Raw genomic sequence first — 24,244 nt, 5'->3', positions numbered from 1 at the left:
CACACCGGAATGCTGGCGTCGCGTTTACTTCGCGCTGAAATCGAGCACGACGCGCGCGGCAACCTTGCCGTGTTCCAGGCGGCTGAAGATCTCGTTGATGGCCGATAGCGGCTGCAATTCCACGTCGGCCTTGACCTTGCCCGTGGCGGCAAAGGCGAGCGCCTCGGCCATGTCCTGGCGCGTGCCCACAAAAGAGCCGCGTATCGTCACGCAATTGGCGACGACGTCGAACAGCGGCGTCGGGAAGTCGCCTGGCGGCAAGCCGACGAGCACGCAGGTGCCGCGCTTGCGCGTCATCGCCACGCCTTGCTGGAAGGCGTCGAGCGACGGCGCCGTGATCAGCACGCCGTGGGCGCCGCCCCCGGTCGCTTCGCGCAAGGCCGCGACGGGGTCGCCCTGGCGCGCATTGATGGTCACTTCGGCGCCGAGGGCGCGCGCGTGCTCCAGCTTGCCGTCATCGATGTCGACGGCCGCCACGCGCAAGCCCATGGCCAGCGCATATTCGATGGCCAGGTGACCGAGTCCGCCGATGCCGGACACGGCCAGCCATTCGCCCGGCCGCGCGCCCGTTTCCTTGATGCCCTTGTAGCTGGTCACGCCGGCGCAGATGATGGGAGCGGCCTGCACGGCGGACAGTCCCGCCGGGATATGCGCGACGTAGCGCGGGTCGGCCAGGATGTATTCGGCAAAGCCGCCATTCTTGGTGTAGCCGCCGAACTGCGCTTCGGCGCACACGGTTTCCCAGGCCGCCAGGCAATGTTCGCAATGGCCGCAAGCCGAATAGAGCCAGGGCACGCCGACCCGGTCGCCCAGCTGCACCTCGGTCACGCCCGTGCCCACGGCCACCACCAGGCCGATGCCTTCGTGGCCGGGGATGAACGGCGGCGACGGCTTGACGGGCCAGTCGCCGCGCGCCGCATGCAAGTCCGTGTGGCAAACGCCGCACGCTTCCGTCTTGACGAGGATCTGGCCGGGACCGGGCACCGGCACGGGCACCTCGCGCAGCACCAGCGGCTGGCCCAGTTGCTCGACAACGGCGGCTTTCATGGTAGTGGGTGTCATGGTATTCCTTATGAAGTGGGTAGGGCGTAGAGCAGGGCGCAAGCCATGATTTGCTGAACAGAAGCTTGCGAATGATCATATTCTGCTGCACACGATACAAAAATTGATTGATCTACATCAACATACTGAGCGGGAAGCCAGCCACCTTGAAGGACGATTCAGTCCGCTGCTGTCGCGTTGAAGGAAAGCCGGGCCTGAGGTATAATGACAACTCGGCGTGTGCTGCGTGCGCCCGGGGCTACCCCGAATACGGAGAACGACATTTTCGTTTTCCGTGAGGTTTTATGATGCGCGCAGCGTTCCATCTCTATTGGCGTCAACTGATTGAAGCACCGCTTTCCGCGGGCGCTGTCTTTTCCCTTTCCCACTCCTCGTCTACGCCTGCCCGGCCTGCTTGTGCTTGCGCTTGTATTGGCACTTCTTCCGTCATTGATCTCGCCGAGCGTGCTTGCGCCCGGACGGCCTGGCGCGTCGTGGACATCCATTCGTTCAAGGAGCATACGGCATGAGCACCACTGCATCCCCGAAACACCATTCCGTTCTACAGCGCTTTCTCGCCAGCGACGCGGCGGGCGGGATCCTGCTGATGGCAGCGGCCGTTGCCGCCCTGATTATCGCCAACAGTCCGCTGGCCGGCGTCTACCAGCATTTTCTGCATTGGCAAACAGGTCCCGTGCTCAGCGACAAACTGGGCCCGATGACAACCCACCTCTGGGTCAACGACGGGCTGATGGCGGTCTTTTTCCTCCTGGTCGGGCTCGAGATCAAACGGGAACTGGTCGATGGCCGGCTCTCGACGTGGGAGCAGCGACGCCTGCCGGCATTGCCGGCACTGCTGGGGATGGCATTCCCGGCCGCAATCTACGTTTTACTCACTGCGAAACAGCCCTTGCTGATGAATGGCTGGGCGATACCTGCCGCGACGGACATCGCGTTCGCCATGGGAGTGCTGGCGCTGCTTGGACGCCATGCCCCCTTGTCCTTGAAATTGCTGCTTGTTTCAGTGGCCATTATCGATGACATGGGCGCCGTCGCCATCATCGCCGTTTTCTATACCGCCTCCATCAATGCCGGCGCACTTGCCGCCGCGGCCGCCATCGTCGTGGTGTTATTTGCCTTGAACAAGCTTCGCGTGATGAAACTATGGCCGTATCTGATCGGCCTGGCCCTGCTATGGTATGTCACGCTGCTCTCCGGCGTGCACGCAACGATCGCCGGCGTGGTGGGCGCCTTCCTGATCCCCTACATTCCATCCCCAGGCACGCCGGATGCGCCTGATTCGCCCCTGCACCGGCTCGAACACGCCTTGCATCCATGGGTCGGTTTCCTGATCGTCCCGGTATTCGGTTTCGTCAACGCTGGCGTCTCGTTCGCCGGACTCTCGCCATCAGCCATGTGGGCGCCGCTCCCGCTTGGCATTGCCGCAGGTCTTTTCCTCGGCAAGCAACTGGGCGTGTTCGCTGGTGTCATGCTGGCGGTCAAGAGTGGACTTGCTGGCAAGCCACGCGGCAGCACCTGGCTGCAAATTTATGCGGTCTCGATGCTTTGCGGTATCGGTTTTACGATGAGCCTGTTCATCAGTGGGCTGGCATTTCCTGGCCATCCAGCGTATGTCGAGGAAGCCAAGATCGGCATCCTGCTTGGCTCTCTCCTGTCGGCCATCGTTGCTTGCCTGATTCTGCGTTTTGCCCCGAAGGCAAAAGACCAGTGTGAGCATGAAAGTGTGCAGGCAGACGAAATTCGTCGCGATGGCGATGTTGTGACAATGTAATGCGGCGCTTCGTCGAGGCCTGCACTTGGTCTCGACGGATCCCATGTCAAACAGTCTTTCCAGGTACCAAGTACGCAGAAAAACAGGTTTACATCAATTTCATGTTTCGATTATTATGGAATTATAGAATTAATTATCGCCGCGTTGGCCGGCACTACGCCTGAGCTAATCAAGAAAGGATTTACCATGAATAACTTGCCCAACATCAGCGACGCCCACCTCGATACGCCGACCCTCGATAAACTTGCGCCGCCGACGGTGGCCACGCATCCACCGCGCATCCTCTTGCTGTATGGCTCGCTGCGTGAACGCTCGTTCAGCCGCTTGCTGACCCTGGAGGCGGAGCGGCTGCTCCAGCATTTCGGCGCCGAGACGCGGGTGTTCGACCCGCATGGCTTGCCCATGGTCGACAGCGTCAGTCCCGACCATCCCAAGGTGCAGGAGCTGCGCGAACTGTCGCTGTGGTCGGAAGGCCAGGTCTGGTGCAGCCCGGAACGCCATGGCGCCGTGACGGGCGTGTTCAAGTCGCAGATCGACTGGCTGCCGCTGGAAATGGGCAGCGTGCGCCCGACGCAGGGGCGGACCCTGGCAGTGATGCAAGTGTCGGGCGGCTCGCAATCGTTCAACGCCGTCAACGGCTTGCGCGTGCTGGGCCGCTGGATGCGCATGGTGACGATCCCGAACCAGTCATCCGTTGCCAAGGCATACCAGGAGTTCGACGACAACGACCGCATGAAGCCGTCGCCATACTACGACCGCCTGGTCGACGTCATGGAAGAACTGTATAAATTCACCCTGGTGGTGCGCGACCGCTCCGATTACCTGACCAGCCGCTACAGCGAGCGCAAGGAGTCCATGCCGCTTGACGTGCGCGCCCTTGCCACGGCGGCCATGGATCACGAAACGCCGGGCGAGTAGGTTGTTAATGGCCTGTTTGTTAATGACCTGTCAATAATGGCTTCGGCGCATACAGCGCGCCTTGAAATTCCGGCACGTATTCATATTTCATCATCTTCCCCAGCTTCAATGACTTGATATAGGTGGAGAAGCTGCCGTCGCCCAGCTTCAGGTCGACCGCATCCGCGCTCGTGCTCGATGCATGACTGAGCTGGCGGGAAATGGCATAACCATACGTGAGTTTCCCGGTGCCATCCTTGTTGGTGAAGCTGTTGCTCACCACATCGGCCGTGTGCGACAGGTCGCCCAGTTTTTTGCCTGCAAAAACAAAATCGAGCTTGCCCGTTGCGCTATCGATGACTTCAAAGGAAACGCTTGCGTCCGTTTCCTTCACCTCGATACCGGTCAGCCACTTGGGCAGATTGTAGCCAACCACGCCACGCACCCTGGCCAGTTCCGTGTTGACGGGAAGCTTGAGCACATAGCCCCAGAAATCCTTGGACAGCGATTGGCCCAGCAAGGTGAACGGGCCAAAGCTGGCGCTGCCCGGCTTGCTGGTGACAATCGCCAATGAAATTTCATTGTAGCTGTCGTTGTCGCAATACTCATACGCATAGGCCGTCAATGCCACCGCGCCCCGGCCTGGCCACACTTGCAGCGGCTGGACTTGCTTCAGTATGTCTGCCGGCATCAGCTCCTTCAAGCGCGCGAGGTCGGCCGTAAATACGGCCGTGATCTTGCGGTTCCTGTAATAGAAGTTCGGCGAATACGAGTCAAAGCCGATGGACACCTTTTCTTTTTGCATCTCCTTGAACCAGCTCAGGTCAAGCTCCGGCGCTTCCGCTGCGATGACGGACAAAGGCGGATTCGAGCGAAAGCGGTGATACAGGCCGCCAGCGGCCACCGGGACGGCATGTCCCGCGATATCAATGATGAGCTGCCTGTTTTCGACAGCGTGTTCCGCCCGGGACGGGCTTGTGGCAATACTCAATACCAATGCGGATACCGCCGCGGCGATTTTCATGTTCATTGCTTTCACCTTCCATGTTTGATTGGGAAAAACTCCATTAAAAGCCGCTATGCATCCGGCGGCGATACTGCCGGTTCCGGATGGTGGTGTCCCATTGCTGTATCAATAGCGCCAGCGCAGGTGCCACGTTGGGCCGGGTATGCTTGCCCTGGCTCAGGCGCCGCAGCTGATACTTGACCATCGCCATATAGGCGATGGACGACAGCACCTTGTTTTTCCAGGTGATGGCCCGGAGCAAGGGGCTTGCCGATTGATCGGAACGCCATGCTTCAGGCAGTTGCGGGTCGAGCGCCAAGGCCGTTCCCATGCCCGCCATGGCAATGCCGCTGTCCAGCACTTGTTGCACCACCTGGTAGCGGCGTATGCCGCCCGTCACCATGATGGGCATGCTGGCCACCGTGGCGATATCCTTGGCGAACTCGAGGAAATAGGCTTCGCGGGCCAGGGTGCGGCCGTCGCGGGTCTGGCCGTGCATGGCAGGGGCTTCATAACTGCCGCCGGACAATTCAATCAGGTCGACACCCAGGGTATTGAGCATGGAAACGACCTGCTTGGCGTCATCCGAACTGAAGCCGCCTTTCTGGAAATCCGCCGAATTGAGCTTCACGGCAACGGCAAAGCCTTTGCCCACGGCTTGCCGCACCTCCTTGACGACGTCGACCAGCAGCCGCGCCCGGTTTCCCAGCGAACCGCCCCAGCGGTCGGTGCGCTGGTTGGTCAGAGGGGAGAGGAACTGGCTGATCAGGTAGCCGTGCGCGGCATGGATTTGCACGCCCGTAAAGCCAAAGCGCTCCGCCAGCCGGGCGCTGTTGACAAAGCGCTGCTTCACGTCGGCAATGTCGGCCTCCGTCATTGCGCGCGGCGCCGAAAATTGCTTTGAAAAGTTGCCCAGGTCCATGGGCACAACTGACGGTGCGATGGTTTCCTGTCCCAGGGCGGCGGGCATCTGGCGCCCTGGATGGTTGATCTGCATCCAGACCTGCGCGCCGCGTGACCGGGCGGTGCGCGACCATTGCTCGAAGCGGGCGCCAAATTCGTCAGACTCAAGCACCACGCCGCCGGGTCCCGTCATGGCGCGGCGGTCGATCATCACGTTTCCGGTGATCATCAGACCTACGCCACCGTCCGCCCACGACTGGTACAGGCGTATCAGCTCGTCCGAAGGCGCGTGGTCCTTGTCGGCCATGTTCTCTTCCATGGCGGCTTTGGCAAGACGGTTCGGAATGACTGTCCCGTTGGGTAATGTCAGTGCGGTAAAGGGTTTCATGCTGATCTCCAAGGTTGCGATAGCCCCACGATAAGCTTTAAGCTAACTTGAAGGTCAAGCCCTGAATCGAAAAAGTTGCAATCTCCCTTGCGCCATCACCCGCCGCTTGACATTCAAGCTGGCTTCAAGCTTATAGTTGAGCATGGCGTCGTGATGACACAGACAGGCACGCACAAAAAATCAGCGGGGAAATGATGAAAATTGGCGAATTGGCCAAGCGCAGCGGCTTGGCGGCCTCCACGATTCGGTTCTACGAATCCAGGGGCCTGTTGAAAGCCGTGAGCCGGCAATCGAATGGCTACCGCGACTATCCTCTGGAAGCGGTGGCGGTACTGTCCATTATCAGCGACGCGCAGCAGGCGGGCTTTTCCCTGGACGAAATCAAGCAAGTCTTGCCCGAGGATAGCTCATCATGGAAACATGATGAGCTGATGGCCGCACTGAAAAAGAAGATTGCCGATATCGAATCGCTGGAAGTGCGACTGGCGCAGAACAAGGCCCATCTTTTATCCCTGATTCAACTGATCAATGCAAAACCGGACGATGTGGACTGCAAGGACAATGCAGCCAGGGTCATGGAAAGCATGGGCATAGGCAGTAAAAATTAAACCAAGGAAAGATAGTCAAGCCCGCGGCAAGCGCATCGACAAATCAGAAATCGACGGCGGCCGACAATTGCATGGTGCGGGGCGCCGACTGCGAAACGGTGCCATACGAGGCCACGCCGGCCCAGTAATGGCGGTCGAAGGCGTTCATCAAGCCGGCGCGCAAGGTCGTCGCCTTGCCGGCGATGGCCGTGCGGTAGCGCAAGCCCAGGTCGACCTTGGTCCACGACGGCACCGATTGCAGATTCGTCTGATCCACAAACTGCTTGCTCGTGTAGCTGACGGCGCCCGTGGCCGTCAGGCCCGGCCAGTGCGGCAGATCCCATTCGCCGCCCAGGTTGGCCATCGACGTCGGCACGCCCACGGGGCGCTTGCCCATGGTGGCGGCGTTGTTGGTCTTCACCAGGCGCCCGTCGAGCAGGGTAATGCCGGCCAGCAGGCGCACGGTCTTGCTGGCGGCGCCGGACAGGTTCAGCTCGAGGCCCCTGTTGCGCTGCTCGCTATCCATGCTGTAGACCTTGCCATACAGCTGGCCGCTGGGCTTGGTCACCTGAAACACGGCCAGGGTCGCCAGCACGACGCCGAAATCGGCCTTCGTGCCCACTTCATACTGCTTGCTCTTGTAGGGCGCGAAGACCTGGCCCGCGTTGTCGGCGATGTTCGGGGCGATATCGCCCTTGCTCAGGCCCTCGATATAGTTCGCATACAGCGACACGTGGCGCAGCGGCTTGACAACGATGCCGGCCAGCGGCGTCAATGCACCTTGCTTGTAGTGCGTGGTCAGCGCGCCGCTGGTGGCGTGGTAGTTTTTCGATTCGACCAGCTGGCGGCGCACGCCCAGGGTCAGCTGCACGCGCTGGTCCAGCATGTCCAGCGTATCGGCCACGGCCAGGCTGGAGAGGGTGGACGCGGACAGCTTCGGCACGCGAGCCGGTGCGGCAATACCGGGGTCGGGCACGGCCACGGGATGGTAGATGTTTGAGGTGATGAGCTTGCCTGAATTGCTCACGCTGCCAAACTCGTCGCGGTAGACATTGCCCATCACGACCAGCGCATGCTCGACGCCGCCCGTGCGAAAGCGCGTGCGCACGCCCGTGTCGCCACTGGCGCGCCGCACGCGGAATTTCCAGTTCATGGGCGTGACCGTCATGTCGCCGGCCGCGCTGGTGATCGTCGGCGTCTGGTCCGAATAGCGTGACACGTCGGAGCGCGTGCCGCCCACATCGGCGAACACGGTCACCTTGTCGTTCACATCGTATTCGAGCTTGCCCAAGGTGGCCAGGTCGTTGGACTTCCACCAGCCCCAGGACTGGGCGATGTTGCGCCGGCCATCAGGCGCTTCCGGCACGGGCAGGCGCGCGGCCACGAGGAAAGGGCGCGTGGGCGCGTCGATCCACTGGTATTGCTCGATCACGTCGAGCGAGGCGCGCAGCCGCTGGCCCTGGTAGTCGAGGGCGACGGCCGCCACTTCCGCGCGCGAGGTCTGGTGGTCGAGTGGCGTATGGCCCTGGCGGTGCAAGCCGTTGAAGCGGATGCCGAAACGCCGCTCCTCGCCGAAACGGCGGCTGACGTCGATCGCGGCGCCAGCCTGCGAGCCCGAGCCGTAATCGAGCGTCAATCGCGTCAGGTCGCGCGGCAGCGAGCGTTTCGGCACGGCATTGACGACACCGCCCACGCCGCCATTCGGCGACATCCCGTACAGCAAGGCGGCCGGCCCCTTGAGCACCTCGACGCTTTGCAGGTATTCCGTAAACAAATGGTAATTGGGCGACACGCCATACACGCCGTCGAACGCCACTTCACTCAGATTGCCCTCGTTGAGGGGAAAACCGCGGATGAAAAATGAATCCGTGACGCCGCCGATCTGGCCCGTGAAGCGGGTGGAAGGATCGCCACCCAGCACCTCGGCCAGAGTCAGCGCCTGCTGGTCCAGCATGCGCTGGCTCGTGTAGCTGTTGACGCTGAACGGCGTATCAAGCAAGTCTTTTTCCCCCAGCAAGCCAGCCCGCGCGCTCTTGGCAATCTGCCCGCCGGCATCCGCTTCGGTCTGGCCGGTAACGACCACGGTGGCGAGCGGGTTGGGCGCGCTGGACGTTGCTTGCGCGTAGACGGACGGTGGCACGCTGGCAATGAGCAGGCCGGCGAGAATCAGACGGGCGGCGAGGGGATGATGGGCTGGGAATGGGGTAGGGCGTGAGGATGGCATCGATGGCATGGGCGCAAGGTTATAAGAAGAAAAACTGTGCGCACTATACTATAAATGAGAATCATTACGTTCTATATTTGCTGGCATGAGGTGCTCTGAATGCTGGTCGAGAAGCCGATTCGGCTTCGCTTTGCAAGGATCAGCAATTTCCGTTTGATCTGCCGGCGTCTCCCTTCATGGGGGCATAGGCAGTGTGCCTCGTCTCGGTGCCGCCATAATAGGTGTGGCGGATTGGGCTGGTTCATCGGAGAGCCGACCTGCAGACGCGCGACAAAGTCTGGAAGGCATTTTGTCGAAACATGAAACTGTCCATGCCCGGTTGGCGATATATATCCCGTTCAATACACCACGGATGGATTAGTTCAGCCACACCAGCTTAATGGCTGCAGCCATACATAAGAACACTATGCACCATAGGACAATCGGCCCTGATGCACCCTTAAATTTGAATCCTAAGCCTTCAAATTCGATCGGACCGGATGTGTTCTCAAGAACCATCACTAGACACAGTGCAGCCAACGGTAGCCCAATTGTCGCTGGAATTTGTTCCAGTGCCTTCGAGTAGAGTGCCTGATCAGTCAGCATTGTGACGGCCCCACCGAGTACGAAGGTACCGGCGAAGAATATGCCACCGAGAAGCGCAGCCCACTGAGCAACACGTTGTATTGTTGAGCCCATATTCTTGCCTCATCTTTATCTGTTGGTGTCACGCCTCTGTCAATGCAGCAGGCCAGTCCGTCTGTCCAAATTAGAATTTATCCACATAGCCTTGACCCGTGCTGATTTCCACCAAAAAAAAGCTGATGTGGCGGCCCCCGTCCCGACCATTTTTACAATGGTCATATTGGAGTCCAGCTTGCTGTTCTTCTAGGCCAAGTCACGTCCGCGCCCCCACACCGTTTCGGCTTTGGTGTGGCCGGGGCACACAAGATTGAGGTGATTTTAGCACGTGAGTGTATTTCGATACCTAGGTAGAAATTTCAATTTTCTTGACTGATTTTTGAAAGTTTGTTTGCTTTTCCGCAAGACTGAGCATACAGTGGTAACGCTGATATTTTTCGACTTCGCATTAAGCTATTTCCGTTTAACAACCTCTTGATCTATTAACTTTCTATATATTATGACCAATCAGTCTAATGAAATAAATTCAGAAAATGGGGCTGCAATACTGGGCGCCTTATCATTGACAGTTGTGAAAAAATGGAACGATAAAGACCAAGAAAAGGTTAATCGCTTCATTGAGGAGTGGGTTCGTATGCTGCATGACGAGCTTCGTGAAAAAGAAGCTACAATTTTGGAAATAATGGCAAGAATTGATTTGCACGACGAAAGAATTTCAAATCGAGTAGAAAGTCGAGAATATCAAAGCTTGGTCAGAAAAACTTTCCGGGAGTGGGCCGGTGCTGAAAGTGAGGCCAAGAGAGTTTGGATACGTAACATTTTATCAAATTCAGCAACATCAGCCCAGGCTAGTGACGACGTTGTTCGGTTATTTATCGATTGGATCGGATCTTATTCAGAATTACACTTTGAAGTTATTGCAAACATTTACCGTTCCGGAGGTCGAGGTACATCACGGGGGGCAATTTGGACTTCACTTGGCAGACCCAATGTGCGTGAAGACTCCGCAGATGCCGATCTCTATAAATTACTTTTCCGAGATTTGACGACTGGTGGAATTATGCGCCAGCATAGAGAAACGGATTACAACGGGAATTTCTTGGCAAAGCAACCAGTTAAACGTAGCCCCGCTGGAAGTACTAAAACATTAATGTCGGCATTCGATATGTCTGAACTGTACGAACTTACCGAGCTTGGCTCACAATTTGTCCACTATGCGATGTCTGAACTTCCTTTGAAGGTTGAGTATCGTTATAACCCAGATGATGATAATTAAAATGGAATGATATATGATTTTTGTCTCTCACAACTATAACGATAAAGCAATTGTTGAACGATTTGCCGTGGCGCTTAGTGAATCTTTCGGCCAAGAGAAAGTTTTTTATGATTCCTGGTCAATTCAACCAGGAGACGGAATTATTGACAGAATGAATTCCGGATTGTCGAGCTGTAAATTTTTCCTTTTCTTCGTTACTAAACATAGCCTAAACAGCAAGATGGTTCAATTAGAATGGCAGAATGCCCTTATGGCTAAGGCAAAGAACGGAATTAAATTCATACCTATCAGAGTTGACAATAGTGAAATGCCTATTCTGCTTATGCAGAGTTTATATATTGATTTGTATAGTGCTGGAATTGACGCCTCAATTCGTCAAGCAGTTGATGTGATATCGGGGAAGAGCACCTACTCTCCAATTGAATTATTTTCGAATTTGCATTCACATGCAACTCAATCTAATGGTTTGTGCATATTGAATATTGAGGCAAAAAGTTTTATGGAGCCAATATCCAGTTTTCTTCTTGTTTTCAATAATAATATTGATGAATTTGAATTCGATATTCCAGATGAGTGCGCCTATAATTCCAGTGAGTCGTACTCCATAAAGATTGACGAACAGACGTCTGGTCAGGCTAAAGCACTTGGGCTTGATCGTGCCATTGTTCCTGGGCATTCATTAAATATAACAATAAAAATTCCTATTGATGTAGTAATGGACTTACGTTCTATTTTGCATGAGAGAACAAAGGGGAGTTGGGCGCCTATTCCACTTACTTGGAATTAGTATCTTTGGTTGCAATATTTTTATAAATTAAATCTGTGCACGCAGCAACAATTAAACGGAACATCAGGAAATTAATTATGGCAAAAATTTTTGTTTCATACAGTCGAAAAGATAGGTCGTACGTTGAGCAGATTGTTGACCAGTTAAAACTCAATGGTCACGAAATTGTTGTTGATGTTGATTCTATTTCTGCCGGTCAAAATTGGCAACAGACGCTGGCAGAAGGGCTGAAAATTTCAGATGTGTTTATTGCTTTCATTTCATCAAATTCAGTTACATCGCAGAACGTATTAATTGAAATAGGTGCAGCAAGAGCTTATGCGAGCGAATCAGATAGAATGTTAGTTATTCCAATTGTAATTGATGAGGTTCAAGTTCCGCCCGCTATTCAAAGTTTGCTTTATATTGGCGCATTAGAATTTAATATTGCAGAGGTAGTGGGGAAAGTAGAAGAGGCAATTGCTAGGTTTGTGGGTAGGAAGGCGGCTGAGGAGGAGAAGAAAGTAGCTTTATCACAGCGCATGGAGAAAAATGCTGCTGAGTATATTAACGAAGCTATGATTTTGCTAGAACGATTAGAAAAGAGGAATAGATATATAGGTTTTGTTTGGTACGTAGCAGGTTTCTTATCTCTTATTGCTGGTATTTTTTTTGGAATAATAAGTGTGATTGGTGCCAACTCTACTAATGATAGGGCGTGGCCCGACCTTTTGTTCCTTGGATTAAAGGGGTTAGTGATCGTTGGTCTGCTTTGTGCTTGTTCAAAATACGCCTTCAGTCTTGGACGATCGTATGTCAGCGAGTCTCTTAAAAGTGCGGATCGGATACATGCGATTTCCTTTGGACGATTTTTCCTTAGAGTTTACGGAGAGAATGCAAGCTGGCCTGAGGTAAAAGAAGTTTTTCAACACTGGAACATTGATAGAGGGACAAACCTCAATAGTCCCTCTGTGGCTGATTTCGATCCAAAATTCCTTGAGGCTGTAGTGGAGGTGGCGAAGGCAGTGAGTATTCGTGGGCCTGAGAAGAGCTGAAGTTAGCAGAACACTTGAGAAGCAGACCATTGATTTTTCCGGTTTCTCAAGTACTAACTTAGGGTAGAACACAGCAACTATTAGTATCGTCCACTTCCGTCCATAATTTGACATAATATAAATTATGCGAAGTTATGGGTGGATTCGTCAAATCCCTCATTTTGCAACTTGTACAATCGCAAATGCGATTTCAGCCTTCTACGCACCGCTGTGGCGCTATGGCTTTTTGCACGGTTCCTTCGCGCCTCACTGCACCGCCCAGCTCGAACACAGCCGTACGTTCCCCGATCTTTGGTATTGGCTGTTCCAGTTCGCTTCCGGCTGCTGCTTTGCGTCGCGCTTCGCAGATCGTCCAGCACGCCCGTCGGCCTGTCCACGCGTGCCACTACGGCTGCGGCTCCCAAACAAACACGGTTGCGCGGCGTGCTCTGGCGTATTCGGCTGGCGATGTGGCCAGGCTGCCTGCGCCGGTAATTTCAATGCTCCAGCGTTTCGCCGGCGCGTGCGTGGCCAGGCATAGCGCTGCCGATGCCGCGCGTTGCAGGCTGAGCGCGTTGTTGGCGGCCGGCGTGCCGCGCTCGTCGGCGGCGCCGGCAATCTGCACGCGCTGGGCGCTTGGGGACGCTTTTGTCACGTTCGCGGCGAGCCGTGCGCATTCTTCCTGCCTGGGTGTCGAACTGCCCGTCGCGAAGCTGATTTCGGCTGCCAACGTCCATTTTCCGGAGCCGCCGGCGACGATGCGCGCGCCGCGCTCGTTCTGGCGTTTGATCTCCTGGGCAAGGTCGGCCACGGCGGCGGACAGGCGATCGACGGTCTGCGGGTCTGGCGGGATGAACACCTGGTCTGTCGGCGGCGTCGTGATGTGCCCGCATTTGATGGCCGACGGGCCCATGCAATCTTGCCGCAAGTCCCCTGCCGCCACCTTGGCGTCCAACACGTCGTCGCGCCGGGCGCCGTTGGCGACGGCGGCGTCGAGAACCGGTGCGGCGCTGCCCGGTTTGCCCACGGCCTTGAACATCGCGTTCAAGACGCTGGCTTTTTGTTCCAGCGCCGTTTGATAGGTGTCATAGTCGATCGAACCGCTCCAGAAGCCGACGCAAGCCGAATAGCCTTCCTGGACCTTCTCCCTGACCAGTGGCGCAAACGCAACGGGTTTGATGGAATAGGAACCGGCCAGATAGATGCCGGTCTTGCCTAGCGGTACCTCGAGCAGTGTCTTGCAGCCATCTTCAAACGCGGCGCGCAAGCCTTGGCACATGTTTTCTGCCAACGGATGCACGGCCGGTTCGATGCCGCAGCGGCCCTCGTGCTGGAAACCCGCATACAGCGCGAGGGCCGCCGGGATGATTACCTCCAGATAGGGACTCATTATTTGGCGACCGGGCCGGCGGCCACGGCGCTGTCGCCGCCGGACACCGTGCATGTGACGGCCGGCGCATTCTTGCTGGCGTCGCGCGCGTTGACCAGGCGCTGGCCGCCCGCCTCGTAAATCTGCTCGAGCATCAGGCGCAGCGCCTGGGCTTCGTCATACTTTCCCATGCCCAGACCGATGACAATCGCGCGCGTCTGGTCGAGCGCTGGCCGGATGGCGACGGAAAAATCGTCCCTGGTCAAACACACCTTGGCAGCCGAACTCACTGTTTTCGTTCCGCTTGCCGAGCTTCCTTTTTTCCACTCCACATCCACTTCCTTGATGTGCAGGAAATCATAGTAAGGAATCGCAGCAACAAGCACGACGGAATCAATCTCATGGCGCTTGTTTGAAAAGCTGGCGTTGACGGCCGCTTTGTGCGCCTTTTTTTGCTCGGACAAGCGCGCCAGCTGCTGCTCGTACTGCGCCGCATCGTAGGCGGGCCAGGCATTGATGCCTTTGGAAATCTCCTCCATATATCGCTCATGTACCTGCGTCATGGCCGCCTGGTCAGGCCGCGCGACAACTTCTTCCAGGATGCACAGACGCTGCGCGAACAGGGTTTTGACGAGGGCTTCGTCACCGACGCCCGTTGAACTCCACTTGGACGTGATGGGGTTCATTTCCTTGCCCTCGATGACAGCCTTGAGCTGGAACGCCAGCCGGCCGTCCTTTCCCGTGAGGCCAGGACAACTGCCTTGCGCGTCGCCGACCAGCTTTTTTTGCTGGGGAGTCAACTCGGGAGTCAAACTTGCACAACCGGCAAGCATGGCGCTTGCGGCGATGGCACAAAGCCACAAGATCAGCGGGCGCAGTGTTTTCATTCTTATCCCCTGTGTTGAGGCAATAACAATATGCGCTACGATACGCCGAAGATGAGCGTGGAAATACGTTTATTGTCACAATGAAAATCTACGACAATTGTCACCGTGCCCCGGGCAGACGCTGACCCAGCCGCTTTGCATGGCGTCCACCTCCCTTCCCCGCCCTGCTCCCGGTGCCAATCCTGGCACCATACCAGCGCGCCGGAAAACAGCCACTGGTATGGCCCGCATCGCCGGTCTACTGGGGAAAGATGGAAACTGGTATTGTGATCTTGCGCAAATAATAAAACCAGTTGACTACCACCTGCAATGCTTGCACTCTGAAAAATCGGACGGTGTCCAGCCGGCCGGCAAAAAAATACACAAGGAGACGCAATGAACCGGACAGTCATGAATACCCTCATCATTACCCTCTTCGGGGGAACGTTGGCAGCCTGCGGCGGAGGCAGCGAAGGATCCAGCGCAGGCGCCAGCCAGCTGCTGGCCGGCGCCACGCAAGCGGTCGCCTGCTACGCGCCGTGGAACAGCGGCACGGCGTACAACGGTGGCGGCCAGGCCAGCTACAACAACGTCAATTACACGGCCAACTGGTGGACGCAAGGCAATAACCCGTCGACCAGCAGCGGCGGCGCCGGCAGCGGCCAGCCCTGGACGGCGGTGGGAGACTGCGGCACGCCGACGCCGACTCCTACCCCAACACCGACTCCCACGCCTACCCCAACACCTACGCCGACTCCCACTCCGACACCTACGCCAACTCCGACACCTACTCCAACTCCAACTCCAACTCCAACACCGACGCCTACCCCCACGGGCCTGGCGAAACATGCGCTGATCGGCTACTGGCACAACTTCACCAACCCCAGCGGCGCCACCTATCCGATCAGCCAGGTCAGCGACGATTGGGACGTGATCGTCGTCTCGTTCGGCGACAACGCGGGCGGCGGCAATGTCAGCCTGACCATCGATCCGGGCGCCGGCACGGAAGCGCAATTCATTGCCGACGTGGCCGCCAAGCGTGCCAAGGGCAAGAAAGTCATCCTGTCGCTGGGCGGGCAGAACGGCTCCGTTTCCGTCGGCAACACGGCCGAAGCGACGAATTTCACCAACAGCCTGTACGCCATCATCACCAAATATGGCTTCGACGGCATCGACCTGGACCTGGAAAACGGCGTGGCGCAAGGCGCGGCCATCCAGACCTATCTGCCGATCGCCGTGAAAAACCTGAAAGCCAAGGTCGGCAGCAGTTTTTACCTGTCGATGGCGCCGGAATGGGTGTACGTGGAAGGTGGTTACACCAGTTACGGCAGCATCTGGGGCGCCTACATTCCCATCATCAACGCCCTGCGCTCGGAGCTGACGGTGCTGCACCCGCAGTACTACAACAATGGCGATATCTATACGCCGTACGCCACGGGTCCCATCAAGGCCGGCTCGGCCGACCAGCTGGTGGCCACGGCGCGCATGCTGATCGAAGGTTTCAATTACGGCAGCAATACCTTTGCCGGCCTGCGTCCGGACCAGGTGGGCTTCGGCGTGCCGTCAGGGCGCAGCTCGGCCGGCTCGGGTTTCACGACGAATGCCGACGTCAGCAACGCCCTCAATTGCCTGACGCGTCTGCTCAACTGCGGCACCATCAAGCCGTTGCAGGCGTATCCGGACTTCCGTGGCGTGATGACGTGGTCGATCAACTGGGACCGCCACGACAACTATAATTTTTCCGTGCCGACGAAGACCGTGCTGAAGACCTTGCCGTAACGGAGCATACAGGCCGGACGAGCACTATCCTCCGCCGGCCTGCATACTATATAGATAGGCGTGCTTACGCTACGGACTGGTACACGAGACGGTCCGGGTCGCCAATCAGGCGGTCCAACACGCGGTCGCGCCAGCTTGGCTTGCCGTCATGGGCAAGCACATGGCGGGCATAGGCGCAAAAGCAGGCAGCGTCGAGATGCCCGGCGCGAGGAATACCGATACCGCCAAAACGTCGGTCCAGCACGAAGAACCGCAGGCGCCAGCTGATGTCCGTCGCGCCGGCCACATCGGTTCTTTGCCTGTCTTCACGCGTGACGGCCACGGAAATGAGCTGCGCATGGCGTTGCTGCAGCTGGCAGAACAGGCGCCAGGCCTGCATGTCCGGCTCATAGCGGCAGGTCGACACGCCCTGCACCAGCGGATAGCGGCCGGTGCGGCGCGCAATGCGGTCGCAAGCGAACTTCGCCAGCACCGTGCGGTGATTGCCGCCGCCGTCCGTGTACCAATCGTGGCCATCGATGGAACTGAGCACGATGCCATTGTCCAGTTCGCCGTTGAAATAGTAGTCCGGATTGCGTTCATATTGAGCAAAAACGGCGCGCATCTTGCCCGGTTTGTATTGCGGTGCCAGCGCCGCATCGCGCCATGATTGCCCGGCATAGTGTTCCGACTGCCCGACGACGCTGCGCATGTCCATGAGAGCGTTGCGCCGCCGGTACTCGCGCACGACGAAATCGTCGAGGCTGGCGCCGTGTTGCGCAGGAAAGACGTCGCGCCACTCGGCAATCACTTGCTGCGACCAGGGCTGTGGCGTGGTCAGTACATCATCAAAAAGGGTGGGCATGCTGTTCTCCAGAAACCCCAGCACATGCTGGTTTACCGTATAGGCAGCAAATACGTGTTTTTGGATGGGATCAGGCAGATATCATTCAATTTCATATTTCGATAGTCTGTAGCTATTGAACCGTTTGAAATATTTTGCTTCCTTTTGTAAATGAGAATCGTTACTATCCAAATCAAGGATAAGCGAATTCAACAGAAAGGAGCCTCCCTTGTTTACAGCCATCAAAACATTCAGCCAGGTTTGCACGCATATGTCGATCGCCTTCGGCCTCGCCTATTTGCTCACGGGCTCCCTGGCGCTCGGTGGCTTGGCAGCAATCATCGAGCCGGTCATCAACGTAGCACTGCTGCCGTGGCATGAAAAAGCCTGGCATGCGATCCGCCGCCGCTACGCCGCCAGCCGCCTGGGCTTTGCCGCACTGGCCGGTGAAAAGCTCAGCCAGACGGCCCTGCACATGAGCGTGGCTTTCGGCGTCATGTACTGGGCCACCGGTTCCATGGCGTTTGGCGGCTTGCTGGCCGTGGTCGAGCCGATCTGCAACGTGATCGTCCTGCCCTTCCACGACCGGCTGTGGGAAAAAGCCCGCTTTCGCCTGGAAAGCCGCAGCGCGGCGCCGCTGGCGACGCTGCCCACCTGATATTTTTCACCCAAGAACAAGGACTGGGGTCGAACCCGGCGGGTCCGACCCCGGCTTCTTGCCGCGGGCCAAAGCCGATATGGCGGCAGGTTTCAGCCGCCTTCATGGCATGCTTACACCTTGCCCGCCCACACGGGAGGCCTTTTTTGCACCCACGGCGCCGCCCGCTCCAGCTGTCCCGCCAGCCGCAGCAAGATTCCATCGTTCGCATAACCGGCCATGAACTGCATGCCGATCGGCAAACCGTCTGCGGACTGCGCCAGCGGCACGGACATGGCCGGCAAGCCCGCCACGTTCGCCAGCGGCGTGTACGGCGAATGCTCGAACAGGCGCGCCGTCCAGCCAAGGCCGTCAAGTTTTTCCTCCTTTTCGCCATAGCGGCCCAGCTGCCACGGCACATCCGGCATGGTGGGCGTCAGCAGCACGTCGTACTGGCCGAACAAGGCGCCGGCCTGGCGCGTGACGGTATTGCGCACGTCGAGGGCGGCCACGAAATCGACTGCCGAGACCGTCTTGCCATGGCGGTAGCAGGCCAGGGTCGCCGGTTCCAGTGTGTCGAGCGACACGGCGCGCCCGCTTTCCTGCGCCAAGGCGTCTATCCACGGCACCAGGTTGGCGCACCAGATGCTGGCGTTCGCCTGCACGAACGCTTCCCACGACACGCCCAGCGCGGGCGGGACTTCTTCCACGTGGTGGCCCAGGCTTTCCAGCAGGCGCACGGTCGTGTCCAGCGCGGCATCGATGGTGGGCACGGGATGGGCGCCATTGCACGCGGCGCGCTGCACGGCGATGCGCAGCTTGCCCGGCGCCACGCTCACTTGCGACAGCCAGCTGTGGCCGGGCGCAGCCGTTACATATGGCTCGCCCGGCAGCACACCCTGCACGCAATCAAGCAAGGCGGCGCTGTCGCGCACGGTGCGGCTCACGCCCAGCTGCACGCCCAGGCCGCTGAAAATTTCATCCATGGCGGGGCCGTTCGAGACCCGGCCTCGGCTCGGCTTCAAGCCGAACAACCCCGTCGACGCGGCAGGCACGCGGATGGATCCGGCCGCATCCGTCGCATGTGCCAGCGGCACGATGCCGGCCGCGACGGCCGCCGCAGCGCCACCGCTGGAACCGCCCGCGCTCAATGCCACGTTCCAGGGATTGCGCGTGGCGCCGTAGAGCACGGGTTCCGTGGTGGTGGCAAAGGCCATTTCCGGCGTGCTCGTGCGGCCAAAGGTGATTAGCCCCGCCTGGCGGAACTGCGTCATCAGGTGGGAATCCAGCGCGGCGACGTGGCCGGCGCCCAGGCGGCTGCCCGCTTCGCTGAGTTTGCCCGCCATGGTGACGGCCACATCCTTGATCAAAAATGGCACGCCGGCGAACGGCGCCGTGTGGTCGATGTGCGTGAAATCGGCTGGCCACAACTCGACCACGGCGTTGATGTGCGGGTTGACGGCGGCGCAGGCGCGCACGGCCGCATCGTGCAATTCAGCCGCAGAGACGGCGCCATCGCGCAGCAGCTGGGACAGCCCTAAACCATCAAAGCTCGTATATTCATGGAGTTGCATCAGTTAGTTCCTGTAAAAGATGAAGAGTGAGAATCACAGGAACTACTGTAGGGCTTGCGCTATCATAGTGGAAATGAATAGTTGATATACAAGGTATAGTCATGAACAATCTACATAAGTTGGATTTGCACAAGCTGGACTTGAACCTGCTGCTGACCCTGAATGCCTTGCTGATCGAGCGCAACGTGACGCGGGCGGCCGCGCGGCTGCACCTGAGCCAGCCATCCGTCAGCGTGCAGCTGGGCAAGTTGCGCGCGGCTTTCGACGATCCGCTGCTGCTGCCCGGTCCGCGCGGCATGCTGCCCACGGCGCGGGCGCTGGCCCTGTTTGCACCGTTGCAAGCCGTGCTGGCCCAGCTGGAGCAAGTCTTGCAGCCGGAACAGGCGTTCGACCCGGCCACGGCCGAGGTGCGCTGGAACCTGGCGGCGGCCGACGCCACCGAATATGCGATCCTGCTGCCCATGCTGCCCGCCCTGCGCGCGCAGGCGCCGTTGTCGCGCATGGCCGTGTTCGAGGCCGTGCCGGCGCGCATGGCGCAAGACCTGGAAAATGGCCAGGTCGACCTGGGCTTTCTGGCACAGGAAGAAGCGCCACCCGGCTTGCGCCACCGCACCTTGTTTACCGAACACTACGTGCTGGCGGGCCGCCGCGACCATCCGCTGCTGCAAACAGCTCCCGACCTCGATCAATTTTGCACGCTGGAATTCATCGTCGTCTCGCCCAACGGCGGCGGTTTCCGCAGCAATGTCGATACGGCGCTGGAATTGCTGGGCCGGACGCGCAAGGTGGTGCTGTCCGTGCCGCATTTCCTCATCGTCCCGCCCTTGCTGGCGGCGTCCGACATGGTGGCCCTGCTGCCGTCGCGCCTGCTGAAAAACGCGCTGGGCGGCCTGCGCACGTGGGAGCCGCCCGTCAGCCTTCCCGATTACGAGATGGCCATGGTTTGGCACGAGCGCATGCACCTGGACCCGGCGCACCGCTGGTTGCGCGAACGCATCATGGCCTTCTGAACCCTAGGCTGCCTTCGGTTTGAGCATGCCTTCCACGATACCCAGCACGGTCTGGCGCGGCAGCAAGCGCGGCAGCCACGCCAGCAGCCGGTTCGGCCTGCCCGCCACATGGCTGCTGCGGCCCTGGTCCAGCGCGCGCAGCGCTTCATCGACGACGGCTTGCGGATCCATGCGCTTGCCCACGGCCGCTTCGGGCGCGGCCACGACGTCGAAGAAGGCCGTCTCCGTGGCGCCCGGGCACAGGGCCAGCACGCGCACGCCGCGGCTGCGGTTTTCCGCCCACAGCGCTTCCGAGAACGACAGCACGAAAGCCTTGCTGGCGCCATACACGGCCATGTAGGGATCGGGCTGCAGCGCCGCCGTGGAGGCCACGTTGATGATGGCGCCCCGCCCTTTTGTCAGCATGTGCGGCAAGGCGCAGTGCGTCATTTCCATGAGCGCCGTGCAATTGACGGTCACTTCAGCCGCCTGGCGCGCCAGGTCGATGCTTTCGAAGCGGCCATGCGTGGCGAATCCCGCGTTATTGATCAGTACGTCGGGCGCCATGCCCAGCGACCAGGCTTGCGCATAAGCTTGTTCAGCGGCACCGGGCTGGCTCAAGTCGGCCACCAGCGCATGGGCGCGGATGCCATGGCGCTGGGAAAGTTCCTTCGCCAAGTTATCGAGCACGGCACCGGAACGGGCCAGCAGCAGCAAATGGGCGCCGCGCGCGGCCAGGGTTTCCGCAAAGACGCGGCCGATGCCGGACGAGGCGCCAGTGATCAGCACGGTCTGGTTGGTGAAATTGAAAGCGGTCATGGCAGTGGTGTGGAGTAGATGAAGTTTTCAATGTAAACTGTAGACTTTAGTCCACGGTCAAGCGTGGAATGCAAAAAAGTGCACATGGCTGCGTTGCATAGGCTTGCCATGCACATTTTTCGCGTCCCACAAATTAGTAGAAAGTCAAAAAACCATGCGTATCGGAGAAATCACCCGCCTGACAGGCGTCAGCAAGGACACGGTCCGCTTCTACGAGCGCCAGGGATTGCTGGATGAAGCGCCGCAGCCGGGCCTGACGAATAACTACAAGGAATATTCGGCGCAAGCCTTGCGGCGCATCGAGCTGATCGGCCACGCCAAGGCGCTGGGCTTTACCTTGAAGGAAATCGCCGACGTGATTGCCGTCTGGCAGGAAAACGCGCTCGATGCGCAGACCAAACGAGCTATGCTGGAAACGAAAATTGCCCAGATCGACGACAAGGCCCGCTCGATGGCCGTGCTGCGCGCGGGCCTCGTCGATGCGCTGGCCAAGGTGGAGACGGGCTGCAACGATGTGGCGCCAGTGGAATACAAGAATAAATACAAGGACAATCAATGAGCAACTATTACACGCGCTACCGCCACCTGGCGATCGAGGACGCCAAGCCAGCCCCCACGGCGCGGCAGATCGCCGCCATCGAGGCCTTGCTGGAAGCGCCCTTGCCGGCGGCCTTCCTGGCGTTCTTGAAAGTGGCCAACGGCGCCTGTTTTGACTACACCTGTGATGTGCCGGACGGCAATGGCGGCGTAGAAAAAATGGGCTTCAATACCTTCTTCAGCGCCGATGAAGGCGATTTCTGCGATGAAACACTGGTCGGCGAAATCCGCGCCGCGCGCAAGCACACGGACATGCCCGTGCGCATCCTGCCGTTCGCCCGCGATGGCGGCAATTCCATGGTCTACCTGGACCTGACGGACGAAGGCGGCGGCCGCGTGCTGGCCTATGTGCAGGAATTGCCGGACTGGACGGGCAAGCGCGCCCACGGCCTGATGGAACTGGCGCCATCGTTCGACGCCTGGCTGGACAGCCTGTACATCGACCGAGACACGGTGCTCGATGAACTCGAACACAGCGTTTCGGAACCATCGCACCTGGACGCGATGGCAGAATGGCTCGATATCGGCATGCCCGCCTGGCGCCGCGATGCGGGCATCACCGCTTTGTTTGCGCTGAAACAAGTCGAATTGTGCGCTAACGAACAGGACTAGTCCTACGGACATAATCGCGACTGTCCTATGGGTGTGCGCAGGCTGCTGGCTTAACATTGTCATCAGCTTGTAGAAAAAACCACACCAGAAAGGATTTGCCATGCCTATCCCTACCACCAGTTCCCGCACGCCCTCCCTGAAAAGCGTGGCCATCGGCGCCGCCGTGGCCTTATTGAGCGGTATCGCCATCAACAGCATCGCCGCTGCCGCACCGGGCGCGTACGACAAGCAATTCCTCAGCAAGGCCGCTGATGCGGGCAGCACGGAAATTGCCGCAAGCAAAGTAGCGCAAAGCAAGAGCACCAATGCGGAAGTGAAGAAATTCGCCGATGCCATGGTCACCGACCACACGAAAGTGGCTGACGAGCTGAAACAGCTGGCCAGCAGCAAGCAGATCGAGGTCAGCGACCAGCCCGGCAAGAAACACCAGGCGCAGATCGACAAGCTGAGCCGCCTGGAAGGTGCGCAGTTCGACAAGGAATATGCAGCCACCATCGGCGTGGCGGCGCACAAGGATGCCGTGAAGCTGTTTACGGATGCTAGCCAAAAGGCCAGCGATCCCGAGATCAAGGCCTTTGCCGCGAAGACCTTGCCAGCGTTGCAACATCACCTGGAAATGGCGAATACCTTGCATGCGGCAGTGGGCAAATAGCCAAGTTGACGGCAATTAGCGGGGACATGCTTGCTGTACGTGCCGTACGGCAAGCATGTCTGCTCTTGACATACAATGCGGCAACTTCGTTTTCGGCCATGCCATGACCTCATGCAGCTACTCAAGAAAACCGGCCTGATCGCCGCCGCCTTCCTGCTCATCTTCCTGCTGGCAGGCTGGCTCTTCATCAAAGTCAGCGCGGCGCGCAATGCCACCGTGTATGCACAGCAGTGGAACGACCAGGGCACGTGCGTGATCAAGACCTATGTGCCGCACTACGGCAACGGCGTGCCGCAGAACATCGTGCGCGCGCTGAGCACGTCCACCTTCTTCCGCGTCTACCACAAGGATGGCACCTTGCTGGAAAGCACGGAATGGGTGCTCGACATGCATGAAGACGGCATCCTCGACCATGCACGCTGGGGCCAGAACCAGAACCGCGCCATCTACCCGACGGACCTCGGTGATGAAGGCTGGACCTTGCCCGAATGCGCGTGAACGGTAAGTAATCATGCAAGAAGCAAAACAAAATGGCCTGCGCGGCCCCTGGGTTGACGTGCCATATGAACCCGCGCTCTATCATTTCCTCGGTCCCTTCGACGTGTATGACCGCGAACACACCCTGGGCGTGGAACTCGCCACCTGGAACATGAACGATCCAGCCCAGCGCGCGGCGCTGATACGCCGCGACATCACGTCCCAATACAAGGAACTCAGCTACCGCCACCGCCATGCGCTGGTGGCCGTGCTGGCGCAGGCGTTGCAAGACCCCGCTTTCGATTTCCAGGCCATCCTCGAGCACGACCCCGAGAGCACATACGCCCTGCCCGCCTTGTGGGATGAAATGGACGATCCGCGTGCCTTTTTCGCCGACATTTACCGGCTGGTGCAGCAGGACTGGCGCGACGACCTGGCGCGCGCTGCGGCGGAAGACCCGGTCAGCTGGTAGCGCGGCGCCGCCGCCACACTATCGATACGATAGCTTCCCGCCG

Annotated in this window: 23 protein-coding genes; 14 read left to right on the top strand and 9 right to left on the bottom strand. The window is 58.7% G+C overall.

The window, feature by feature from the left end; translation table 11 throughout:
- Window positions 1–24 precede the first annotated feature (24 nt).
- On the bottom strand, window positions 25–1,062 hold the full coding sequence (locus tag OPV09_RS15700) for a zinc-dependent alcohol dehydrogenase (protein WP_034748193.1): 1,038 nt from the start codon (window positions 1,060–1,062) through the stop codon (window positions 25–27).
- 505 nt (window positions 1,063–1,567) lie between these two features.
- Between OPV09_RS15700 and nhaA the strand changes: the two genes are divergently transcribed.
- Together nhaA and arsH are read left to right on the top strand one after the other, a co-directional pair.
- Window positions 1,568–2,833 (top strand): Na+/H+ antiporter NhaA, encoded by a 1,266-nt coding sequence (gene nhaA / locus OPV09_RS15695; RefSeq protein ID WP_338678719.1) that lies wholly within the window; start codon window positions 1,568–1,570, stop codon window positions 2,831–2,833.
- A gap of 186 nt (window positions 2,834–3,019) precedes the next feature.
- Window positions 3,020–3,751, top strand: coding sequence for an arsenical resistance protein ArsH (gene arsH, locus OPV09_RS15690; protein ID WP_338678718.1), 732 nt, complete (start codon window positions 3,020–3,022; stop codon window positions 3,749–3,751).
- A gap of 19 nt (window positions 3,752–3,770) precedes the next feature.
- Here the strand turns inward: arsH and OPV09_RS15685 are convergent, their stop codons facing one another.
- Window positions 3,771–4,589, bottom strand: coding sequence for an acetoacetate decarboxylase (ADC) (locus tag OPV09_RS15685; RefSeq protein WP_338678717.1), 819 nt, complete (start codon window positions 4,587–4,589; stop codon window positions 3,771–3,773).
- A gap of 208 nt (window positions 4,590–4,797) precedes the next feature.
- A complete protein-coding gene (locus OPV09_RS15680; protein WP_338678716.1) occupies window positions 4,798–6,027 on the bottom strand; it encodes an NADH:flavin oxidoreductase/NADH oxidase family protein in 1,230 nt (409 codons plus the stop codon).
- 191 nt (window positions 6,028–6,218) lie between these two features.
- Here OPV09_RS15680 and OPV09_RS15675 point away from each other — a divergent pair, with 191 nt between their 5' ends.
- Complete coding sequence (locus OPV09_RS15675) at window positions 6,219–6,635, top strand: MerR family transcriptional regulator (protein WP_338678715.1); 417 nt, start codon at window positions 6,219–6,221, stop codon at window positions 6,633–6,635.
- Window positions 6,636–6,678: 43 nt separating this feature from the next.
- On the opposite strand, the gene OPV09_RS15670 is transcribed toward OPV09_RS15675, so the two are convergent.
- A complete protein-coding gene (locus OPV09_RS15670; protein WP_338678714.1) occupies window positions 6,679–8,838 on the bottom strand; it encodes a TonB-dependent siderophore receptor in 2,160 nt (719 codons plus the stop codon).
- A gap of 1,120 nt (window positions 8,839–9,958) precedes the next feature.
- Between OPV09_RS15670 and OPV09_RS15665 the strand changes: the two genes are divergently transcribed.
- The 3 genes from OPV09_RS15665 to OPV09_RS15655 all read left to right on the top strand — a co-directional run bounded on the left by OPV09_RS15665 (window position 9,959) and on the right by OPV09_RS15655 (window position 12,556).
- A complete protein-coding gene (locus OPV09_RS15665; RefSeq protein WP_219329056.1) occupies window positions 9,959–10,735 on the top strand; it encodes a hypothetical protein in 777 nt (258 codons plus the stop codon).
- A 13-nt stretch (window positions 10,736–10,748) separates the two neighbouring features.
- On the top strand, window positions 10,749–11,522 hold the full coding sequence (locus tag OPV09_RS15660; protein ID WP_219329057.1) for a toll/interleukin-1 receptor domain-containing protein: 774 nt from the start codon (window positions 10,749–10,751) through the stop codon (window positions 11,520–11,522).
- A 77-nt stretch (window positions 11,523–11,599) separates the two neighbouring features.
- Window positions 11,600–12,556 carry a toll/interleukin-1 receptor domain-containing protein gene (locus OPV09_RS15655; protein WP_338678713.1) on the top strand — a complete coding sequence of 319 codons (957 nt, stop codon included), beginning with the start codon at window positions 11,600–11,602 and terminating at the stop codon, window positions 12,554–12,556.
- A gap of 385 nt (window positions 12,557–12,941) precedes the next feature.
- Here OPV09_RS15655 and OPV09_RS15650 read toward each other — a convergent pair whose 3' ends face one another.
- Together OPV09_RS15650 and OPV09_RS15645 are read right to left on the bottom strand one after the other, a co-directional pair.
- Window positions 12,942–13,925, bottom strand: coding sequence for an OmpA family protein (locus OPV09_RS15650; protein WP_338678712.1), 984 nt, complete (start codon window positions 13,923–13,925; stop codon window positions 12,942–12,944).
- Complete coding sequence (locus OPV09_RS15645; RefSeq protein ID WP_338678711.1) at window positions 13,925–14,791, bottom strand: hypothetical protein; 867 nt, start codon at window positions 14,789–14,791, stop codon at window positions 13,925–13,927. Before OPV09_RS15645 ends, OPV09_RS15650 begins: the two co-directional genes overlap by 1 nt.
- Window positions 14,792–15,181: 390 nt before the next feature.
- Between OPV09_RS15645 and OPV09_RS15640 the strand changes: the two genes are divergently transcribed.
- Entirely contained in the window at window positions 15,182–16,549 is a 1,368-nt protein-coding gene (locus tag OPV09_RS15640) for a chitinase (protein WP_338678710.1), read from the top strand.
- Between the two features lie 64 nt (window positions 16,550–16,613).
- Here the strand turns inward: OPV09_RS15640 and OPV09_RS15635 are convergent, their stop codons facing one another.
- Window positions 16,614–17,393, bottom strand: a complete 780-nt coding sequence (locus tag OPV09_RS15635) for a hypothetical protein (RefSeq protein ID WP_338678709.1) — start codon at window positions 17,391–17,393, stop codon at window positions 16,614–16,616.
- 208 nt (window positions 17,394–17,601) lie between these two features.
- Between OPV09_RS15635 and OPV09_RS15630 the strand changes: the two genes are divergently transcribed.
- A complete protein-coding gene (locus OPV09_RS15630) occupies window positions 17,602–18,030 on the top strand; it encodes a DUF2061 domain-containing protein (protein ID WP_338678708.1) in 429 nt (142 codons plus the stop codon).
- A 113-nt stretch (window positions 18,031–18,143) separates the two neighbouring features.
- Here OPV09_RS15630 and OPV09_RS15625 read toward each other — a convergent pair whose 3' ends face one another.
- A complete protein-coding gene (locus tag OPV09_RS15625) occupies window positions 18,144–19,583 on the bottom strand; it encodes an amidase (RefSeq protein ID WP_338678707.1) in 1,440 nt (479 codons plus the stop codon).
- Window positions 19,584–19,684: 101 nt separating this feature from the next.
- On the opposite strand from OPV09_RS15625, the gene OPV09_RS15620 reads away from it, so the two are divergent.
- Window positions 19,685–20,593, top strand: coding sequence for a LysR family transcriptional regulator (locus tag OPV09_RS15620; RefSeq protein ID WP_338678706.1), 909 nt, complete (start codon window positions 19,685–19,687; stop codon window positions 20,591–20,593).
- A gap of 3 nt (window positions 20,594–20,596) precedes the next feature.
- On the opposite strand, the gene OPV09_RS15615 is transcribed toward OPV09_RS15620, so the two are convergent.
- The gene (locus OPV09_RS15615) at window positions 20,597–21,391 is read right to left on the bottom strand and encodes an SDR family oxidoreductase (protein ID WP_338678705.1); all 795 of its coding nucleotides are present in this window, start codon (window positions 21,389–21,391) and stop codon (window positions 20,597–20,599) included.
- A gap of 154 nt (window positions 21,392–21,545) precedes the next feature.
- Here OPV09_RS15615 and OPV09_RS15610 point away from each other — a divergent pair, with 154 nt between their 5' ends.
- The 5 genes from OPV09_RS15610 to OPV09_RS15590 all read left to right on the top strand — a co-directional run bounded on the left by OPV09_RS15610 (window position 21,546) and on the right by OPV09_RS15590 (window position 24,201).
- Complete coding sequence (locus OPV09_RS15610; protein WP_051990904.1) at window positions 21,546–21,950, top strand: MerR family transcriptional regulator; 405 nt, start codon at window positions 21,546–21,548, stop codon at window positions 21,948–21,950.
- On the top strand, window positions 21,947–22,600 hold the full coding sequence (locus OPV09_RS15605) for an SMI1/KNR4 family protein (RefSeq protein WP_070301692.1): 654 nt from the start codon (window positions 21,947–21,949) through the stop codon (window positions 22,598–22,600). The genes OPV09_RS15610 and OPV09_RS15605 overlap by 4 nt, the downstream gene beginning before the upstream one ends.
- A 100-nt stretch (window positions 22,601–22,700) precedes the next feature.
- Window positions 22,701–23,252: a DUF4142 domain-containing protein gene (locus tag OPV09_RS15600; RefSeq protein ID WP_070301693.1), complete on the top strand. Its 552-nt coding sequence runs from the start codon at window positions 22,701–22,703 to the stop codon at window positions 23,250–23,252.
- A gap of 111 nt (window positions 23,253–23,363) precedes the next feature.
- On the top strand, window positions 23,364–23,750 hold the full coding sequence (locus OPV09_RS15595) for a hypothetical protein (protein WP_070301694.1): 387 nt from the start codon (window positions 23,364–23,366) through the stop codon (window positions 23,748–23,750).
- A gap of 13 nt (window positions 23,751–23,763) precedes the next feature.
- Window positions 23,764–24,201 (top strand): hypothetical protein, encoded by a 438-nt coding sequence (locus tag OPV09_RS15590; protein WP_338678704.1) that lies wholly within the window; start codon window positions 23,764–23,766, stop codon window positions 24,199–24,201.
- The last annotated feature ends 43 nt before the right edge of the window (window positions 24,202–24,244 follow it).

Origin of the sequence: Janthinobacterium sp. TB1-E2, from assembly GCF_036885605.1 — a bacterium.
GTDB classification, from domain to species: Bacteria; Pseudomonadota; Gammaproteobacteria; order Burkholderiales; family Burkholderiaceae_D; genus Janthinobacterium; species Janthinobacterium aestuarii.
Note: the sequence above shows the minus strand (reverse complement) of the source record. Positions and strands in the feature narration are given on the sequence as shown.

What these genes read in the sequence shown, in the direction of transcription:
- OPV09_RS15700 (WP_034748193.1), bottom strand. Translation starts at nt 1,062, where the DNA reads ATGACACCCACTACCATGAAAGCCGCCGTTGTCGAGCAACTGGGCCAG.
- nhaA (WP_338678719.1), top strand. Translation starts at nt 1,568, where the DNA reads ATGAGCACCACTGCATCCCCGAAACACCATTCCGTTCTACAGCGCTTT.
- arsH (WP_338678718.1), top strand. Translation starts at nt 3,020, where the DNA reads ATGAATAACTTGCCCAACATCAGCGACGCCCACCTCGATACGCCGACC.
- OPV09_RS15680 (WP_338678716.1), bottom strand. Translation starts at nt 6,027, where the DNA reads ATGAAACCCTTTACCGCACTGACATTACCCAACGGGACAGTCATTCCG.
- OPV09_RS15675 (WP_338678715.1), top strand. Translation starts at nt 6,219, where the DNA reads ATGATGAAAATTGGCGAATTGGCCAAGCGCAGCGGCTTGGCGGCCTCC.
- OPV09_RS15670 (WP_338678714.1), bottom strand. Translation starts at nt 8,838, where the DNA reads ATGCCATCCTCACGCCCTACCCCATTCCCAGCCCATCATCCCCTCGCC.
- OPV09_RS15665 (WP_219329056.1), top strand. Translation starts at nt 9,959, where the DNA reads ATGACCAATCAGTCTAATGAAATAAATTCAGAAAATGGGGCTGCAATA.
- OPV09_RS15660 (WP_219329057.1), top strand. Translation starts at nt 10,749, where the DNA reads ATGATTTTTGTCTCTCACAACTATAACGATAAAGCAATTGTTGAACGA.
- OPV09_RS15655 (WP_338678713.1), top strand. Translation starts at nt 11,600, where the DNA reads ATGGCAAAAATTTTTGTTTCATACAGTCGAAAAGATAGGTCGTACGTT.
- OPV09_RS15650 (WP_338678712.1), bottom strand. Translation starts at nt 13,925, where the DNA reads ATGAGTCCCTATCTGGAGGTAATCATCCCGGCGGCCCTCGCGCTGTAT.
- OPV09_RS15645 (WP_338678711.1), bottom strand. Translation starts at nt 14,791, where the DNA reads ATGAAAACACTGCGCCCGCTGATCTTGTGGCTTTGTGCCATCGCCGCA.
- OPV09_RS15640 (WP_338678710.1), top strand. Translation starts at nt 15,182, where the DNA reads ATGAATACCCTCATCATTACCCTCTTCGGGGGAACGTTGGCAGCCTGC.
- OPV09_RS15635 (WP_338678709.1), bottom strand. Translation starts at nt 17,393, where the DNA reads ATGCCCACCCTTTTTGATGATGTACTGACCACGCCACAGCCCTGGTCG.
- OPV09_RS15625 (WP_338678707.1), bottom strand. Translation starts at nt 19,583, where the DNA reads ATGCAACTCCATGAATATACGAGCTTTGATGGTTTAGGGCTGTCCCAG.
- OPV09_RS15620 (WP_338678706.1), top strand. Translation starts at nt 19,685, where the DNA reads ATGAACAATCTACATAAGTTGGATTTGCACAAGCTGGACTTGAACCTG.
- OPV09_RS15615 (WP_338678705.1), bottom strand. Translation starts at nt 21,391, where the DNA reads ATGACCGCTTTCAATTTCACCAACCAGACCGTGCTGATCACTGGCGCC.
- OPV09_RS15610 (WP_051990904.1), top strand. Translation starts at nt 21,546, where the DNA reads ATGCGTATCGGAGAAATCACCCGCCTGACAGGCGTCAGCAAGGACACG.
- OPV09_RS15605 (WP_070301692.1), top strand. Translation starts at nt 21,947, where the DNA reads ATGAGCAACTATTACACGCGCTACCGCCACCTGGCGATCGAGGACGCC.
- OPV09_RS15600 (WP_070301693.1), top strand. Translation starts at nt 22,701, where the DNA reads ATGCCTATCCCTACCACCAGTTCCCGCACGCCCTCCCTGAAAAGCGTG.
- OPV09_RS15595 (WP_070301694.1), top strand. Translation starts at nt 23,364, where the DNA reads ATGCAGCTACTCAAGAAAACCGGCCTGATCGCCGCCGCCTTCCTGCTC.
- OPV09_RS15590 (WP_338678704.1), top strand. Translation starts at nt 23,764, where the DNA reads ATGCAAGAAGCAAAACAAAATGGCCTGCGCGGCCCCTGGGTTGACGTG.